General features: G+C 76.5%; 1 protein-coding gene (running past one end of the window). It reads left to right on the forward strand.

Annotation, left to right across the window (positions count from 1 at the left end):
• A protein-coding gene (locus ACVMYR_RS18315; protein ID WP_457122306.1) for a type I polyketide synthase crosses the window boundary here: on the forward strand, positions 1-19,513 show its 5' portion. It continues 10,508 nt past the right edge of the window; the window shows 19,513 of its 30,021 coding nt (coding positions 1-19,513); the start codon lies at positions 1-3; its stop codon lies off the right edge, out of view.

Below are 19,513 nucleotides of genomic sequence, written 5' to 3' on the forward strand. Positions count from 1 at the left end.
ATGTCCACGTCTGCAGATAAGGTCGTCGAGGCGCTTCGGGCTTCGCTCAAGGAGACCAGCCGGCTCAAGCAGCTCAACCAGCAGCTGACGGCGGCCGCCCGGGAGCCGATCGCCATCGTGGCGATGTCCTGCCGCTACCCGGGCGGGGTGTCGTCGCCGGACGAGCTGTGGGACCTGGTGGCCGCGGGCGGCGACGCCATCGGCGGCTTCCCCGCCGACCGGGGCTGGGACCTGGACAACCTGTACGACCCGGAGGCCGGCCGCGTCGGCCGCTCCACCACCCAGCAGGGCGGGTTCCTCTACGAGGCGGCCGAGTTCGACGCCGACTTCTTCGGCATCAGCCCCCGCGAGGCCCTGGCCATGGACCCGCAGCAGCGGCTGCTGCTGGAAACGTCGTGGGAGGCGTTCGAGTCGGCCGGCATCGCCCCGTCGTCGGTGCGCGGGCAGAAGGTCGGCGTGTTCGTCGGCACCGCCGCCAACGGCTACGGCGTCGGCCAGGACGGCGGCGCGGACGGCGCCGACGAGGGCTACCTGCTCACCGGCACCGCCACCAGCGTCGTCTCCGGCCGCATCGCGTACGCGCTGGGCCTGGAGGGGCCGGCCGTCACCGTGGACACCGCCTGCTCGTCGTCGCTGGTCGCCCTGCACCTGGCCTGCCAGGCGCTGCGCTCCGGCGAGTTCGACCTGGCCCTCGCGGGCGGCGTGACCGTGATGGCCACCCCCAGCGCGTTCGTCGGGTTCTCCCGGCAGCGCGGCCTCGCCTCCGACGGGCGGTGCAAGTCGTTCGCCGCCGCCGCCGACGGCACCGGCTGGGCCGAGGGCGTCGGCCTGCTCCTCGTCGAACGGCTCTCCGACGCCCAGCGCAACGGCCACCGCGTCCTCGCCGTGGTGCGCGGCTCCGCGATCAACCAGGACGGCGCGTCCAACGGGCTCACCGCCCCCAACGGGCCGGCGCAGCAGCGGGTCATCCGGCAGGCGCTCAGCAACGCCCGGCTCGCCCCCGCCGACGTGGACGCCGTCGAGGCGCACGGCACCGGTACCACCCTCGGCGACCCGATCGAGGCGCAGGCGCTGCTGGCCACCTACGGGCGGGACCGCGACGGGCACGACCCGCTGTGGCTCGGCTCGATCAAGTCGAACATCGGGCACAGCCAGTCCGCCGCCGGCATCGCCGGGATCATCAAGATGGTCATGGCGATGCGGCACGGGCTGCTGCCGGCCACCCTGCACGTCGACACCCCGTCGCCGCACATCGACTGGTCGGCCGGGGCCGTGTCGCTGCTCACCGAGCCCCGCCCCTGGCCGCAGGTGGACCGGCCGCGCCGGGCCGCCGTGTCGTCGTTCGGCATCTCCGGCACCAACGCTCACGTCATCCTCGAACAGGCCGACGCCGCGCCTGCCCCCGGCGTACCCGAGGACCGGCCCGGCCTGCTCGCCGCGCCCGCCGCCACCGTGTGGGCGCTGTCCGCCCGGTCCACGGCGGCCCTGCGCGCCCAGGCCGCCCGCCTCGCCCGCCACGTCCGCGCCCGCGCCGGCCTCGACCCGGCCCGGCTCGCCTGGTCCCTCGCCGCCACCCGCTCCGAGTTCGAGCACCGGGCCGCCGTCGTCGCCGCCGACCCGGCGCAGCTCCTCGCCGGCCTCGACGCCCTCGCCGCCGGCACCCCCGCCGGGACCGTCGTCACCGGCGTGGCCGGCGAACCCGGCGAGGGGCCCGTCTGGGTCTTCCCCGGCCAGGGCGCCCAGTACGTCTCGATGGCCGCCGGCCTGATCGGCGCCTGCCCCGTCTTCGACGAGGCCCTCGCCGAGTGCCAGGCCGAGTTCGACCGCTGGCTCGACGTCGACCTGGTCGCCGTCCTCACCGGCGCCGACGAGTCGTGGCTGACCCGCACCGAGGTCGTCCAGCCGGCCCTGTTCGCCGTCAGCGTCGGCCTGGCCCGGGTGTGGCGGCACGCCGGCCTCACCCCCCGCGCCGTCGTCGGCCACTCCCAGGGCGAGATCGTCGCCGCCCACGTCGCCGGGGCGCTGACCCTCGCCGACGCCGTCAAGATCCTCGCCCTGCGGGCCCGCGCCCTCGCCGGCATCGCCGGCACCGGCGCGATGGTCGCGGTCGACCTGCCCGCCGCCGAGGTCGCCGGCCGGCTCCCCGACGGGCTGAGCGTCTCCGTCGTCAACGGGCCCACCGCCACCGTCGTCTCCGGCCCGCCGCAGGCCGTCGCCGACCTGGCCGCCGCGTACGCCGCCGAGGGCGTGCGCGCCCGGATCATCGACATCGACTACGCCTCCCACTCGCCGGCCGTGCAGCCCGTCGCCGACCGGATGCGCGCCGACCTGGCCGGCGTCGTGCCCCGCGACGCCGACGTGCGGATCCTCTCCACCGTCACCGGCACCTGGATCGACGGCGCGGCCCTCGACGCCGACTACTGGGCGGAGAACCTGCGCCGGCCGGTGCTGTTCGACACCGCCGTGCGCACCGCCGTCGACGCCGGACACACCGACTTCGTCGAGGTGTCCCCGCACCCGGTGCTGAGCATGTCGCTCGCCGCGATCCTCGACGACACCGGCACCACCGGCCGGGCCCTGGCCACCCTGCGCCGCGGCGAGGACGCCGCCGCGCGGCTGCTCACCAGCCTCGCCGCCGCCCACGCCCACGGCCTCGCCGTCGACCTGCGCCGCGTCCTCGCCCCCGCCGACGCCCTGGTCGACCTGCCCACGTACGCGTTCCAGCGGCAGCGCTACTGGCCCGAGCGGACGGCCGCCGCCACCGCCGCCGGACCGGTCAGCCCCGACGTCGTCGACGTCGAGTTCTGGTCGGCCGTCGAACGCGCAGACGTGGCCGCCCTCGCCGCCCAGCTCGACGGCGCGCCCGCCGACCTGGAGGCGCTCGCCCCGGCGCTGCCCGTGCTGTCGTCCTGGCGCAAGTCCCGGCTGCAGCGCGCCGTGCTCGACGGCTGGTCGTACCGGATCGTCTGGAAGCCCGCCGGCCCGCCCGCCGGCCCGACGGTGGCCGGTGACCTGCTCGTGGTCCTGCCGGCCGGCGACCCCACCGTGGCCGGCTGGGTGGACGCCCTCCAGTCCGCAGTCGACGGCGCCCCCGACGGCCGCCGGGTGCGGCGCGTCGCCGTCGACCCCGCCGGGGGCACCCGCGAGGAACTGGCCGCCGCCCTCACCGGGCACCGGGACGCGCCCCTGGCCGGCGTGGTGTCGCTGCTCGGCCTCGCTGACGACCAGTACCCGGGCCACCCCGGCATCCCCGCCGGCCTGGTCGCCACGACCCGCCTCGTGCAGGCGCTGCGCGACGCCGACGTGTCCGCCCCGCTGTGGTGCCTCACCGTCGGCGGCGTCGGCACCGACCCGGCCGAGCCGGTGGCCAGCGCCGCCCAGCACGCCCTGTGGGGCCTCGCCCGGGTCGTCGGCCTGGAACACCCCGGCCAGTGGGGCGGCCTCGTCGACCTGCCGACCACGCCCGACGCCGCCTGCTGGGCCGAGGTCGCCCGCATCCTCGTCGGCGGCGGCGACGAGGACCAGTTCGCGGTCCGCCCCTACGGCACGTTCGTGCGCCGCCTCGCCCGCGCCACCGCCCGCACCGCCGGGCGGGTCACGGCGTGGCAGCCGCGTGGCACGATCCTCGTCACCGGCGGCACCGGCGCGATCGGCGCGCAGGCCGCCCGCTGGCTCGCCGCCAACGGCGCCGAACACCTGGTGCTCACCAGCCGCCGGGGCCTCGCCGCCGCCGGCGCGGCCGAGCTGGCCGACGAGCTGACCGCCACCGGCGTACGGGTCACCGTCGCCGCCTGCGACATGGCCGACCGCGAGCAGGTCGCCGCCCTCGTCGCCGGCCTCGACGACGTCGCCCCGCTCACCGCCGTGCTGCACGCCGCCGGCATCACCCAGCTCACCGCCCTCGTCGACACCGACCTCGACGTCCTCGACCACGTCATGGCCGGCAAGGTCGCCGGGGCGGTGCACCTCGACGAGCTGCTCGGCGACCGGCAGCTCGACGCGTTCGTCACGTTCGCCTCCATCTCCGGCGTGTGGGGCAGCGGCGGCCAGGGCGCGTACGCGGCCGCGAACGCGTACCTCGACGCGCTCGCCGAGCAGCGCCGCGCCCGGGGACTCGCCGCCACCTCCGTGTCCTGGGGCGCCTGGGCCGAGGGCGGCATGGCCACCACCGAGGAGGCGCAGCGGCTGCTCAGCCGGCGCGGCCTCAACCCGATGCAGCCGGCTGCCGCGCTGCTCGCCCTGCGCCGCGCCGTCGAGCACGGCGAGACCTGCCTCGTCGTCGCCGACGTCGCCTGGGAACACTTCGCCCCCGCGTACGCGTCCGCCCGGCCCCGCCCGCTGCTCGACGACATCGCCGAGGCCCGCGACGCCCTCGCCGCCCGCCCCGCCGACGGCATCACCGACCACGCCGCCGCCCTGCGCCGCGACCTGGCCGCCGTGACCCGCGCCGAACGCGACCGGCAGCTCACCGACCTGGTGCGCGGCCACGCCGCCGCCGTCCTCGGCCACCCCGGCACCGACGCGGTCAAGCCGAAGCGGGCGTTCAAGGAGCTGGGCTTCGACTCGCTGACCGCCGTGGAGCTGCGCAACCAGCTCACCGCGGCGACCGGGCTGGCCCTGCCCACCACGCTCATCTTCGACTACCCCAACCCGGCCGCCCTCGCCGGGCACCTGGCCGCCCTGCTGCGGCTCGACGACGCCGCGCCCGCCGCCGGGACCCCGGGGACCGGCACCGGCCCGGCCGCCGCCGACGAACCCATCGCCATCGTCGGCATGAGCTGCCGCTACCCGGGCGGCGTCAGCGACCCCGACGGGCTGTGGGACCTCGTCGCCTCCGGCCGCGACGGCATCACCGAGTTCGCCCCCGACCGGCACTGGGACCTCGACCGGCTCCTCGCCGCCGACCCCGACGCGCCCGGCCGCTCCTACACCCGGCACGGCGGCTTCCTCGACGGGGCCACCGACTTCGACCCCGTCTTCTTCGGCATCTCCCCCCGCGAGGCCCTGGCCATGGACCCGCAGCAGCGGCTGCTGCTGGAGGCCACCTGGGAGGCGTTCGAGCAGGCCGGCGTCACCCCCGACAGCCTGCACGGCACCCCCACCGGCGTGTTCGTCGGCGCGTCCCCGTCCGGCTACGGCACCGGTGACGAAACCCCCGACCTGGACGGCTACCGGCTCACCGGCGGCGCGCACAGCGTCATCTCCGGCCGCGTCTCCTACACGTTCGGCCTGGAGGGCCCGGCCGTCACCGTCGACACCGCCTGCTCGTCGTCGCTCGTGGCACTGCACCTGGCCGTGCAGTCGCTGCGGCAGGGCGAGTGCGACCTCGCCGTGGCCGGCGGCGTGACCGTCATGGTCACCCCCGGCGCGTTCGTCGAGTTCACCCGGCAGGGCGGCCTCGCCGCCGACGGGCGGTGCCGTTCCTTCGCCGCCGCCGCCGACGGCACCGGCTGGGGCGAGGGCGTCGGCGTGCTCCTCGTCGAACGCCTCAGCGACGCCCAGCGGCGCGGCCACCGCATCCTCGCCGTCGTGCGCGGCTCCGCCGTCAACCAGGACGGCGCGTCCAACGGGCTGACCGCCCCGAACGGGCCGTCGCAGCAGCGGGTCATCCGGCAGGCCCTGGCCAACGCCGGGCTCACCGCCGCCGACGTGGACGCCGTCGAGGCCCACGGCACCGCCACCACCCTCGGCGACCCCATCGAGGCGCAGGCGCTGCTCGCCACGTACGGGCAGGACCGCCCCGCCGACCAGCCGCTGTGGCTGGGGTCGATCAAGTCGAACATCGGCCACACCCAGGCCGCCGCCGGCGTCGCCGGGGTGATCAAGATGGTGCAGGCGCTGCGGCACGGCACCCTGCCGGCGACCCTGCACGTCGACGAGCCCACCCCGCACGTCGACTGGACGGCCGGCGCGGTCGAGCTGCTCACCGAGGCCCGGCCGTGGCCGCAGGTGGACCGGCCGCGCCGCGCCGCCGTGTCGTCGTTCGGGGTCAGCGGCACCAACGCCCACGTCATCATCGAGCAGCCGCCCACGCCGGTGGCCGACGGCGCGACCGCCGAACAGCCGGCCGGCGCGACCGCGCAGCAGCAGGACGGCGCGACCGCCGACCGGCCGCACGGCGACGCCGCCGACCGGCCCGCCCCGCCGCTGGTGCCGGTGCTGCTCTCCGCCCGGGGCGAGGGTGGCCTGACCCGCCAGGCCACCCGCTGGGCCCGGCGCTGGGCCGACCGGACCACCGGCGGCGACCTGCCCCGGCTGGTCGACGTCGGCTGGACGTCGCTCGTCGCCCGCACCGCCCTGGAACACCGCGCGGTGCTCCTCGCCGCCGACCACGCCGAGCTGGCCGCCGCCCTGACCGCCCTCGCCGACGGCGAGCCCACCGACGCCGTCGTCACCGGCCGCGCCGCCGACCGGGGACCCGTCGCCCTGCTCTTCTCCGGCCAGGGCGCGCAGCGCGCCGGCATGGGTCGGGAGTTGTCCGCCGCGTTCCCGGTGTTCGCGTCGGCGTTGGACGAGGTGTGCGCCCACCTGGATCCGCTGCTGCCGCAGCCGCTCAAGGGGGTGCTGTTCGCTGCGGAGGGTTCCGCCGACGCCGCTCTGTTGGACCAGACCGTCTTCACGCAGGCCGGTCTGTTCGCGGTCGAGGTGGCGTTGTTCCGGCTTGTCGAGTCGTTCGGGGTGGTGCCGGACTTCGTGGGCGGCCACTCGGTCGGTGAGATCACCGCCGCGCACGTGGCCGGGGTGCTGTCCCTGGCCGACGCGTGTCGGCTCGTGGCCGCCCGGGGTCGGCTGATGCAGGCGTTGCCGGCCGGGGGCGGGATGCTCGCGGTCAACGCGGCCGAGGCCGAGGTGGTGGAGTCGATCGCCGGTCGGGCCGACGTCGGGATCGCCGCCGTGAACGGGCCCACCTCCGTGGTGGTCTCCGGCGCGGTCGAGGCCCTGGACGAGGTCGAGCAGCTCTGGCGGGGCCGGGCCGTCCGCACCCGTCGGTTGACCGTGAGTCACGCGTTCCACAGCCCGTTGATGGAGCCGATGCTCGCCGACTTCCGGGCGGTCCTGGAGACGCTGACCTTCGCCGCGCCGCTGGTGCCGGTGGTGTCGAACCTGACCGGGGCGCTCGCCGCCGGCGACGACCTGCGCACCGCCGACTACTGGGTGCGGCACGTGCGGGAGGCCGTCCGGTTCGCCGACGGGGTCGCCGCGCTGCGGGCCGCCGGGGCGGACACGTTCGTCGAGATCGGCCCCGGCGCGGTGCTCACCGCCCTGGTCCGCGAGACCCTGACCGACGACGAGCTGCTCGCCGTCCCGGCCCAGCGCCGCGACCGCGCCGAGCCCCGCGCCCTGCTCGCCGCCCTCGCCGAGCTGTACGCCGCCGGAGCACGCGTCGACTGGGCCCCCCTGCTCGCCGACGCCGCACCGACCCGGGTCGACCTGCCCACGTACGCGTTCGCGCGGGAACGCTTCTGGCTGCGGCCCGCCGGCCGCGCCTCCGACGTCTCCGGGGCGGGCCTTGGCGCGGCCGGGCACCCGCTGCTCGCCGCCGCCGTCCGGCTGGCCGGCGAGGACGCGGCCGTGCTCACCGGCCGGCTCTCCGTCGCCGCCCAGCCGTGGCTGGCCGACCACGTGGTCGCCGGCGCGGTCGTCGTCCCCGGCACCGCGCTCGTCGAACTGGCGCTGCGCGCCGGCGACGAGTTCGGCCCCTGCCGGGTGGGGGAGCTGACCATCGCCACCCCGCTGGTGCTCCCCGCCCAGGGCGCGGTGCGCGTCCAGGTCCGCGTCGGCCCCCGCGACGGCCTCGGCGGACGGGCCGTCACCGTGCACTCCCAGCCCGACCACGACCCCGACGGCGACTGGGTGCGGCACGCCGAGGGCCTGCTCACCGCCGTCGAACCCACCGCCGACGCCGGCCTCGGCGCGTGGCCCCCCGCCGCAGTCGAGGCGGACCTCGCCGGCTGGTACGACGCCCTCGCCGGCCACGGCATGACGTACGGGCCGGTGTTCCAGGGCCTGCGCCGCGCCTGGACGGCCGGCGACGACACCGTCTACGCCGAGGTGACCCTGCCCGCCGCCACCGCCGACGGCAGCGCCGGCTTCGGCGTGCACCCCGCCCTGCTCGACGCCGCCCTGCACCCCACCGCCCTGCTGCCCGGCGACGGCACCACCGGCCCCAAGGCCCCGTTCGCGTTCGCGGGCGTCCAGGTGCACGCCGTCGGCGCGGACACCCTCCGCGTCCGGCTCACCCGCGCCGGCACCGCCGTGCGGCTGCTCGCCGTCGACGACACCGACCGGCCCGTGGTCACCGTCGACTCCCTCGTCCTGCGCGAGATGACCGGCGGCGACCCGTCGGCGGCCACCCTCGCCGCCCGGTCGCTGTTCCGCGTCGACTGGCGGGCCGAGCCGCTCGCCCCCGCCGACACGCCCCGCGCCGCCCTGCTCGGCCCCGCCACGCCCGCGCTGCCCGACGTCCCCGCGTACCCGGGCGTCGCCGAACTGGCCGCCGCCGACGTACCCCCGCTGGTCCTGCTGCCCGTGCCCGCCACGCCCGCCGGCCTGCCCGCCGACGCGCTGCCCGCCGCCGTGCGGGCCGGCACCGCCGCCGTGCTCGCCGCCGTCCAGGCGTGGCTCGCCGCCGACGCCCTCGCCGACACCCGCCTCGCGGTGGTCACCCGGGGCGCGGTCCGGGCCACCGACGCCGACCCCGCCGACGAGCTGACCGGTGCGGCCGTGTGGGGCCTGCTGCGCGCCGCCCAGTCCGAGCACCCCGGCCGGATCGTCCTGGCCGACCTCGACCGGGACCTCGACGCGCCCGCCGTCGCGCTGCTCGCGGCCGCCGCCGACGACCCGGCCGCCGCGCAGCTCGCCGTCCGCGCCGACACGACCTACACCCCCCGTCTGGTACGCGCCGACACCCCACCCGCGCCCGCCCGACGTCCCCTCGGCGGCACCGTCCTGGTCACCGGCGGCACCGGCGCGCTCGGCGCGCTGCTGGCCCGGCACCTCGTCACCGACCGGTGTGTGGACTCCCTCGCCCTGGTCAGCCGGCGCGGCCCCGCCGCCGACGGTGCGGCCGACCTCGCCGCCGAGCTGACCGGCCTCGGCGCGCGGGTCGACGTGCTCGCCTGCGACGTCACCGACCCCGACGCCGTGCGTGCCCTGGTCGGGCGGCTCACCGCCGATGGTGGTCGGCTCGCCGGGGTGGTGCACACGGCGGGTGTTCTCGACGACGCGGTGGTCAGCGGCATCGACGCCGACCGGCTGGCCCGGGTCCTCGCGCCGAAGGTCGACGCGGCGTGGCACCTGCACGAGGCGACGGCCGGCCTCGACCTGGATCTGTTCGTGGTGTTCTCGTCCATCGCCGGGGTCCTCGGCTCCCCGGGCCAGGGCGCGTACGCCGCCGCCAACCACTTCCTCGACGCGCTCGCCGCCCACCGCCGCGCCCGGGGCCTGACCGCGCACTCCCTGGCCTGGGGCATGTGGGACACCGACGGCATGGCCGCCACCCTCAGCGCCGCCGACCGGTCCCGGGTCACCCGCTCCGGCCTCGGCCTGATCAGCGGGCCCGTCGGCGTCGCCCTGTTCGACGCCGCCGTCGCCACCGACGCCGCCGCGCTCGTCCCCGCCGTCGTCGACGTGCCGGCGCTGCGCGCGGCGGCCACCGCCACCGGCGTACCGCCGATGTTGCGCGCCCTCGTCGGCACCGCGACCGCCCGGCGGCAGGCCGGCGGCGGCGCGGCCGGCGGCTGGGCGCAGCGCCTCGCCGCGCTCGCCCCCGACGAGGCCCGCGCCCAGATCGACGTGCTGGTGCGGGGCCTGGTGGCGCAGGTGTTGGGGCATGGTGGTGCGGAGGCGGTGCCGGCGGATCGGGCGTTCCGGGAGTTGGGTTTCGACTCGTTGACGGCGGTGGACCTGCGTAACCGGGTCAACGCGGCCACGGGGCTGCGGCTGGCCTCGACGCTGGTGTTCGACTACCCGACCCCGGCGGCCCTCGCCGCGCACGTGCACGAGCAGCTCACCGGCGTGACCGCCGACCGGCCCGAGGCGGTCGCCGCCACCGGCGGCGGCGACGAGCCGATCGCGATCGTGGGGATGGCCTGCCGTTACCCGGGTGGGGTGGCCAGCCCCGACGACCTGTGGGCGTTGCTCGCGTCCGGCGGGGACGGGATCTCCGAGTTCCCCGCCGACCGGGGCTGGGACCTGGAGTCCCTCTTCCACCCCGACCCCGACCACCCCGGCACCTCCTACGCCCGGCACGGCGGCTTCCTCGCCGGGGCGGCGGAGTTCGACCCCGCCTTCTTCGGGATTTCGCCGCGTGAGGCGATCGCGATGGATCCGCAGCAGCGGTTGCTGCTGGAGGCGTCGTGGGAGACGTTCGAGTCCGCCGGGGTCGACCCGGCGCGGGTGCGGGGCAGCCGCACCGGCGTCTTCGCCGGCCTGATGTACCACGACTACGCCTCGCAGGTGCAGGAACTGCCGGAGGGCCTGGAGGGCTACATCGGCACCGGCAACTCGGGCAGCGTCGTCTCCGGACGCGTCGCCTACACGTTCGGCCTGGAGGGGCCGGCCGTCACCGTCGACACGGCGTGCTCGTCGTCGCTGGTCGCGCTGCACCTCGCCGTGCAGGCGCTGCGGTCGGGGGAGTGCGACCTAGCCCTGGCCGGGGGTGTGACGGTGATGGCGACGCCGGGGACGTTCGTGGAGTTCTCGCGGCAGCGGGGCTTGTCGGCCGACGGTAGGTGCAAGTCGTTCGCCGCGTCGGCGGACGGGACGGGCTGGTCGGAGGGTGTGGGCATGCTGCTGGTGCAGCGGCTCTCCGACGCCCGCCGCGACGGCCGGCGGATCCTCGCCGTGGTGCGGGGCACGGCCGTCAACCAGGACGGGGCGTCGAACGGCCTGACCGCGCCGAACGGTCCCTCGCAGCAGCGGGTGATCCGGCAGGCCCTGGCCAACGCCCGGCTCACCCCGGCCGACGTGGACGCCGTCGAGGCGCACGGCACCGGCACGACCCTGGGCGACCCGATCGAGGCGCAGGCGCTGCTCGCCACCTACGGGCAGGACCGGGCGACCCCGCTGCTGCTGGGGTCGATCAAGTCGAACATCGGGCACACCCAGGCCGCCGCCGGGGCCGCCGGCATCATCAAGATGATCATGGCGATGCGGCACGGCGTGGTGCCCCGCACCCTGCACGTCGACGAGCCGTCCCCGCACATCGACTGGACGGCCGGCGCCGTCGAACTGGCCACCGAGGCCCGGCCGTGGCCCGAGACGGGCCGCCCCCGCCGCGCCGCCATCTCCTCGTTCGGAGTCAGCGGCACCAACGCGCACGTCGTCATCGAGCAGCCGCCCGCCGACCCCCGACCCGCCCGCAGCGGCGACGCGCCGGCCCAGGCCGGAGATGCGTCCGTTCGGTTCGGCGACGCGTCCGTCCCGGCGGCCGTGCTGCTGTCGGCCCGCACCGAGGCGGCCCTCGCCGCCCAGGCCGACCGCTGGGCCCGCTGGCTCGCCGCCGACCCGACCCCCCGCCCCGCCGACGTGGGCTGGTCGTCCGTCGCCACCCGGGCCACCCTGGAACACCGCGCCGTGCTCGCGGCGGCCGACCGCGACGAACTCCTCGCCGGGCTGCGCGCCCTCGCCGCCAGCGAACCGTCCGGCGCCGTCGTCACCGCCGCCGCCGGCACCCCCGGCGGTCAGCTCGCGGTCCTCTTCTCCGGTCAGGGCGCGCAGCGCGCTGGCATGGGTCGGGAGTTGTCTGCCGCGTTCCCGGTGTTCGCCGCCGCGCTTGACGAGGTGTGCGGTCACCTGGATCCGTTGCTGCCGCAGCCGCTGCGGGAGGTGCTGTTCGCGCCGGAGGACTCCGCCGAGGCCGGGCTGCTGGATCAGACCGTGTTCACGCAGGCGGGCCTGTTCGCCGTTGAGGTGGCCCTGTTCCGTTTGGTGGAGTCGTTCGGGGTGGTGCCGGACTTCGTGGGCGGCCACTCGGTCGGTGAGATCACGGCCGCGCATGTGGCGGGGGTGTTGTCGCTGGCCGACGCGTGTGCGCTGGTGGCGGCGCGGGGTCGGTTGATGCAGGCGTTGCCGGCCGGTGGCGGGATGCTGGCGGTGGCCGCGGCCGAGGTGGCGGTGGCGGAGTCGATCGCCGGTCGGGCCGACGTCGGGATCGCTGCCGTCAACGGGCCGTCGGCCGTGGTCGTCTCGGGTGCCGTCGAGGCCCTGGACGAGATCGGGGAGGCGTGGCGGGACCGGGGCGTGCGCACCCGCCGGCTCGCCGTCAGTCACGCGTTCCACAGCCCGCTGATGGAACCGATGCTGGCCGAGTTCCGGGCCGTCCTCGACGGGCTGTCGTTCCGGACGCCGCTCGTGCCGGTCGTGTCCAACCTGACCGGGGCGCTCGCCGAACCGCAGGAGCTGACCCGGGCCGACTACTGGGTGCGGCACGTCCGCGAGGCGGTGCGCTTCGCCGACGGGGTCACCGCGCTGCGCGCCGCCGGGGTGGGCACGATCCTGGAGGTCGGGCCGCAGAGCGTGTTGACGGCTCTGGCCGCCGACGTGCTGCCCGGCGACGAGGGCGTGCTGACCGTCGCCGCCCAGCGCCGCGACCGGCCCGCCGCGCGGGCGCTGCTCGCCGCGCTGGGCGAACTGCACGTCCACGGCGTGCCCGTCACCTGGACCCAGTGGTACGCCGGCACCGAACCGCAGCGCGTCGACCTGCCCACGTACGCCTTCCAGCACGAGCGGTACTGGCTTGGCATCGGCCGCGCCCGCGCGGGCGACGTCACCGGCGCCGGCCTCGGCGCGGCCGGGCACCCCCTGCTCGGCGCGGCCGTCACCGTGGCCGGCGAGGACATGGTCGTGCTCACCGGCCGCCTCTCCGTCGCCACCCACCCGTGGCTCGCCGAGCACACCGTCTCCGACACGGTCGTCGTCCCCGGCACCGCCCTCGTGGAGCTGGCCGTCCGGGCCGGCGACGAGGCGGGCGTCTCCCGCCTCCGGGAACTGACCATCGCCGCGCCACTCGTGCTGCCCGCCACCGGCGGCGTACGCGTCCAGGTGCGCGTCGGCGCGCCCGACCCGACCGGCGCCCGACCCGTCGCGGTGCACGCCGAGACCGACGGTGACTCCGGATGGGTCCGGCACGCCGAGGGCGTGCTGGAGCCGGTGGCGGCCGAGGAGCCGGTGGTGGGGGCGTGGCCGCCGGCGGGAGTGCCGGAGGTGGATCTGTCGGGTTGGTATGAGGCTCTTGCGGGTCTCGGTCTGGTCTACGGGCCGGTGTTCCGCGGGCTGCGTCGGGTGTGGGCCGGCGACGGCGAGGTGTTCGCCGAGGTGGCCCTGCCCGATGAGGTCGAGGGCGCGGCGGCGTTCGGGGTGCATCCGGCGTTGCTGGATGCGGCGTTGCACCCGATCGGGCTGTTGCTGGCCGACGAGGGGCCGGCAGCGGCACGGGTGCCGTTCACGTTCTCGGGTGTGCAGGTGCACGCGTCGGGTGCGCGGGTGCTGCGGGCGCGGTTGACGCGGTCGGGCTCTGAGATCCGTCTCGTCGCGGTGGACGAGTCGGGCGCGCCGGTGGTGTCGGTCGACTCGATCGTGTTGCGGGAGCTGACCGGCGTTGGTGTCGCGGGTGCGGCGTCCCGGTCGCTGTTCGAGGTGGTGTGGCAGGCCGCCGAGGTCGCCCCGATCGATGAGGTGTCCGGCTGGGCGCTGCTGACCGGCGGGGACCTGCCGGCGACACTGCCCGGCCTGCCGGCGTACCCCGACGTGGCGGCCCTGCTGGCGGCGGTGGCCGCAGGGGCCGACGCCCCGCGCGCCCTCGTGCTGCCGGTCGCCGCCGCCCCCGACGCCGCCCCCCTCCCCGAGGCGGTACGCGCGGTCACCACCGGCGTCCTCGCGGCCACCCAGGCGTTGCTGGCCGCCGACGCGCTCGCCGACACGCGGCTCGTCGTCGTCACCCGGGGCGCCATGGCCGCCGGGCCGGCGGATCCGGCAGCGGACCTCGCCGGCTCCGCCGTATGGGGCCTGCTCCGCTCGGCGCAGACCGAGCACCCGGGCCGGATCGTCCTCGCCGACATCGACGGCGACCTCGACGGGCACGCCCTGGGCCTGCTCACCCGGGCCGCCGACGACGCCGTCGTGGGCGGTCAGGTGGCGGTGCGTTCGGGCGGGGTGCGGGTGCCCCGCCTGGTGCGCGCGTCCACGTCGGAGACGCCGGTGACCGTCGGCGACGGCGCGGTGCTCGTGACCGGTGGTACGGGCGCGTTGGGCGCTCTGGTCGCGGAGCATCTGGTGTCGGCGCACGGAGTCCGGTCGCTGGTGCTCGTGTCGCGCCGGGGCCGGGCCGCTGCCGGCGCGGACGCCGTGGTCGAGCGGCTGGCGGGCCTGGGCGCGTCGGTTGAGGTGTCGGCCTGTGACGTGACGGACGCCGACGCCGTGCGTGCCCTGGTCGGCCGGCTCACCGCCGACGGTGGTCGGCTCGCCGGGGTGGTGCACACGGCGGGTGTTCTCGACGACGCGGTGGTCACCGGCATCGACGCCGACCGGCTGGCCCGGGTCCTCGCGCCGAAGGTCGACGCGGCGTGGCATCTGCACGAGGCGACGGCTGGTCTTGATCTGGACTTGTTCGTGGTGTTCTCGTCGATCGCGGGGGTGCTGGGTTCGCCGGGTCAGGGTGCGTATGCGGCGGGGAATGCGTTCCTGGACGGTCTTGCGGCGTATCGCCGGGAGGCTGGTCTGCCGGCGGTGTCCCTGGCGTGGGGTATGTGGGACACCGAGGGGATGGCGGCATCGATCGGTGACGCGGACCGGGCGCGTTCGGCGCGGGCGGGTCTGACGCCGATGAGCGCGGCCACCGGCCTCGAACTGTTCGACGCGGCCCTCGCGGCGGGACGGCCCGCCCTGGTGCCGGCCGTGCTCGACGTACCGGCCATGCGGGCCGCCCTCGGCGCGGGCGGCCCGGTCCCGGCGGTGCTGCGCGCCCTCGTCGGCACCACGACCACCCGCCGGCAGGCCGGCCAGGGCGGCGGAGACTGGGCCGACCAGCTCGCAAACCTGGACCCCGACGAGGCCCGCGCCCAGATCGACGTGCTGGTGCGGGGCCTGGTGGCGCAGGTGTTGGGGCATGGTGGTGCGGAGGCGGTGCCGGCGGATCGGGCGTTCCGGGAGTTGGGTTTCGACTCGTTGACGGCGGTGGACCTGCGTAACCGGGTCAACGCGGCCACGGGGCTGCGGCTCGGCTCGACGCTGGTGTTCGACTACCCGACCCCCGCCGTGCTCGCCGAGCACCTCTACGAGCAGGTCTCCGGCCAGCTCACCGCCCGCCGGGCGGTGACCCGCGCCGTCGCCGGCACCGACGAGCCGATCGCGATCGTGGGGATGGCCTGCCGTTATCCGGGTGGGGTGGCCAGCCCCGACGACCTGTGGGCGCTGCTGGCCGACGGCGGGGACGGGATCTCCGAGTTCCCCGCCGACCGGGGCTGGGACCTCGACACCCTGTTCGACCCCGACCCGGACCGTAGCGGCACCTCGTACACCCGGCACGGGGGTTTCCTCGCCGGGGCGGCCGACTTCGACCCCGCCTTCTTCGGTATCTCGCCGCGTGAGGCGATCGCAATGGATCCGCAGCAGCGGTTGCTGCTGGAGGCGTCGTGGGAGACGTTCGAGTCCGCCGGAGTGGACCCGGCGGGGGTGCGGGGCAGCCGCACCGGCGTGTTCGCCGGCGTCATGTACCACGACTACGCCTCCCGACTGGCCGACCTGCCGCCGGACACCGAGGGCTACGTGGGCACGGGCACGTCGGGCAGTGTGCTGTCGGGGCGGGTGGCGTACACGTTCGGCCTGGAGGGGCCGGCCGTCACCGTGGACACGGCGTGTTCGTCGTCGCTGGTCGCGCTGCACCTGGCGGCGCAGGCGCTGCGTTCCGGCGAGTGCGACCTGGCCCTGGCCGGCGGTGTGACCGTGATGGCGACGCCGGGGACGTTCGTGGAGTTCTCGCGGCAGCGCGGGCTGTCCCCCGACGGGCGGTGCAAGTCGTTTGCGGCGTCGGCGGATGGGACGGGCTGGTCGGAGGGTGTGGGCATGCTGCTGGTGCAGCGGCTCTCGGATGCGCGGCGGGAGGGGCGTCGGATTCTTGCGGTGGTGCGGGGGACGGCGGTGAACCAGGACGGGGCGTCGAATGGCCTGACGGCGCCGAATGGTCCGTCGCAGCAGCGGGTGATCCGGCAGGCGCTGGCGAATGCGCGGCTGGCGCCGGCGGACGTGGACGCGGTGGAGGCGCACGGCACGGGCACGACGCTGGGTGACCCGATCGAGGCGCAGGCGCTGCTGGCGACGTACGGGCAGGAACGGCCCGGCGACCGGCCGCTGTTGCTCGGGTCGATCAAGTCGAACATCGGGCACTCGCAGGCGGCGGCCGGTGTGGCGGGTGTGATCAAGATGGTCATGGCGATGCGGCACGGCCTCGTCCCGCCGACCCTGCACGTGGACGAGCCGTCGCCGCATGTCGATTGGGCTGCGGGGGCGGTTTCCCTGGCTACCGAGGCGACGCCGTGGCCGGTGGTGGGTCGGCCGCGTCGGGCGGCGGTGTCGTCGTTCGGGATCTCGGGGACGAACGCGCACGTGATCGTGGAGCAGCCTCCGGTGGAGGTTGTCGAGGGTGTGGTGGTGGAGCGGGTGGTGCCGCCGGTGGTGCCGGTGGTGTTGTCGGCTCGCACGGATGCCGCGTTGGCGGGTCAGGCCGCTCGGTGGGCCCGGTGGCTGGCGGGTGACGAGTCGCTTGCCGCCGTCGATGTGGCGTGGTCGTCGGTGACGACGCGTCCCGCCCTGGAGCAGCGGGCCGTCGCCCTGGTCGCCGATCGGGACGGCCTGCTCGCCGCGCTACGGGCCCTGGCCGAGGGTGAGCCGTCCGGGGCCGTGGTCGTGGGCGCCCCGGAGCAGCGCGGACACCTGGCGCTGCTGTTCTCCGGTCAGGGCGCGCAGCGTGCCGGGATGGGTCGGGAGTTGGCGGACGCGTTCCCGGTGTTCGCCGCCGCGCTGGACGAGGTGTGTGGTCACCTGGATGCGCTGCTGCCGCAGCCGCTGCGGCCGGTGCTGTTCGCCGATGAGGGTTCTGCCGACGCCGCTCTGTTGGACCAGACCATGTTCACGCAGGCGGGCCTGTTCGCCGTTGAGGTGGCCCTGTTCCGTTTGGTGGAGTCGTTCGGGGTGGTGCCGGACTTCGTGGGCGGCCACTCGGTCGGTGAGATCACGGCCGCGCACGTGGCGGGGGTGTTGTCCCTGGCCGACGCGTGTGCCCTGGTTGCGGCGCGGGGTCGCCTGATGCAGGCGTTGCCGGCCGGCGGCGGGATGCTGGCGGTGGCCGCCGCCGAGGCCGACGTAACCGAATCGATCGCCGGTCGCGCCGACATCGGGATCGCTGCGGTCAACGGGCCGTCGGCCGTGGTGGTCTCCGGGGCCGTGGAAGCTCTGGACGAGATCGAGCAGCTCTGGCAGGGCCGGGGCGTGCGCACCCGTAGGCTCGCCGTCAGTCACGCGTTCCACAGTCCGCTGATGGAGCCGATGCTGGCCGAGTTCCGCGTGATCCTGGAATCGCTCACGTTCGCTGCGCCGCTGCTGCCCGTGGTGTCGAACCTGACCGGGGCGCTCGCCGACGCCGAGGAGATCCGCAGCGCCGACTACTGGGTGCGGCACGTCCGCGAGGCCGTGCGGTTCGCCGACGGGGTCGCCGCGCTGCGGGCCGCCGGGGTGGGCACGTTCCTGGAGGTGGGGCCGCAGAGCGTGTTGACCGCCATGGCCGCCGACGTGCTGCCCGGCGACGAGGGCGTGCTGACCGTCGCGGCCCAGCGCCGGGACCGGCCCGAGGCCGTGGCCCTGCTCGCCGCCTTGGCCGAGCTGCACGTCAACGGGGTGCCGGTGACGTGGCGGCAGTGGTTCGCCGGCACGGGCGCGTCCCGGGTGGACCTGCCGACGTACGCGTTCCAGCACCAGCGGTACTGGCCGAACGCCGGCCGGCCCCGCACCGGCGACGTGTCGGGGGCCGGGCTGGGCGACGCGGGGCACCCGCTGCTCGGCGCGTCCGTCGACCTGGCCGGCAACGACGAGGTGGTGCTCACCGGCCGGCTGTCCCTCGCCGCGTACCCCTGGCTGGCGGATCACGCGGTCTCCGGCGCGACGCTCGTGCCGGGCACGGCGCTCGTGGAGCTGGCCGTCCGGGCCGGCGACGAGGCGGGGCTGCCCCGGCTCCGGGAGCTGACCATGGCCGCGCCGCTGGTCGTGCCCGACGCCGGGAGCGTGCGCATCCAGGTACGCGTCGACGGCCCCGCCGACGCGCCGGAGCGGCCGGTGACCATCTACTCCCGACGCGACGGTGACGCCGGGTGGGTTCGGCACGCCGAGGGTGTGCTGGAGGGGGCCTCCGCTGAGGAGCCGGTGGTCGCGGCGTGGCCGCCGGTGGGTGTGTCGGAGGTGGATCTGTCGGGTTGGTATGCGGGCCTGGCGGGGCTGGGTCTGGCGTACGGGCCGGTGTTCCGCGGGCTGCGTCGGGTGTGGGCCGGCGACGGCGAGGTGTTCGCCGAGGTGGCCCTGCCCGATGAGGTCGAGGGCGCGGCAGCGTTCGGGGTGCATCCGGCGTTGCTGGATGCGGCGTTGCATCCGATCGGGTTGCTGCTTGGTGAAGAGGCGTCGGCGGCGCGGGTGCCGTTCGCGTTCTCGGGTGTGCAAGTGCACGCGTCGGGTGCGCGGGTGCTGCGGGTGCGGCTGACCCAGGCTGGTTCCGGGATCCGTCTCGTCGCGGTGGACGAGTCGGGTGCGCCGGTGGTGTCGGTGGACTCGCTGACGCTGCGGGAGTTGACCGGCGTCGGTGCCAGTGGTGCGGCGTCGCGGTCGTTGTTCGAGGTGGTGTGGCAGGCTGCCGACGTCGCCCCGACCGGTGAGCTGTCCGGCTGGGCGCTGCTCGCCCCCGAGGACACCACCACGACCGGGTTCCTCCACGCGCCGACGGGCGGGGGCCGCTTGGCGGCGTACCCCGACGTGGCGGCCCTGCTGGCGGCGGTGGCCGCAGGGGCCGACGCCCCGCGCGCCCTCGTGCTGCCGGTCGCCGCCGCCCACCCGGCCCCCGAGGTGGTGCGGGCGGTGGCGTCGGAGGCGTTGCGCGCGGCGCAGGCGTGGCTGGCCGCCGACGCGCTCGCCGACACGCGGCTCGTCGTCGTCACCCGGGGCGCAGTCGTGGCGCGCGACGGTGACCGGGTGACCGACCTGGCCGGCGCGGCCGTGTGGGGCCTGCTCCGCTCGGCGCAGTCGGAGCACCCCGGCCGCATCGTCCTCGCAGACCTGGACGACGACGGCGACGGCGCAACCGAACTGCCGGCCGTGCTGGCCGGCGCCCTCGACGATGCCGTCGTCGGTGGTCAGGTGGCGGTGCGTTCGGGTGGGCTGTGGGTGCCGCGACTGGTGCGCGCGTCGGTGCCTGACGTCCCGGCGGTTGCCCCGCTCGGCGACGGTGCGGTGCTGGTGACCGGTGGTACGGGCGCGT

This window comes from Micromonospora sp. PTRAS2, assembly GCF_054052245.1.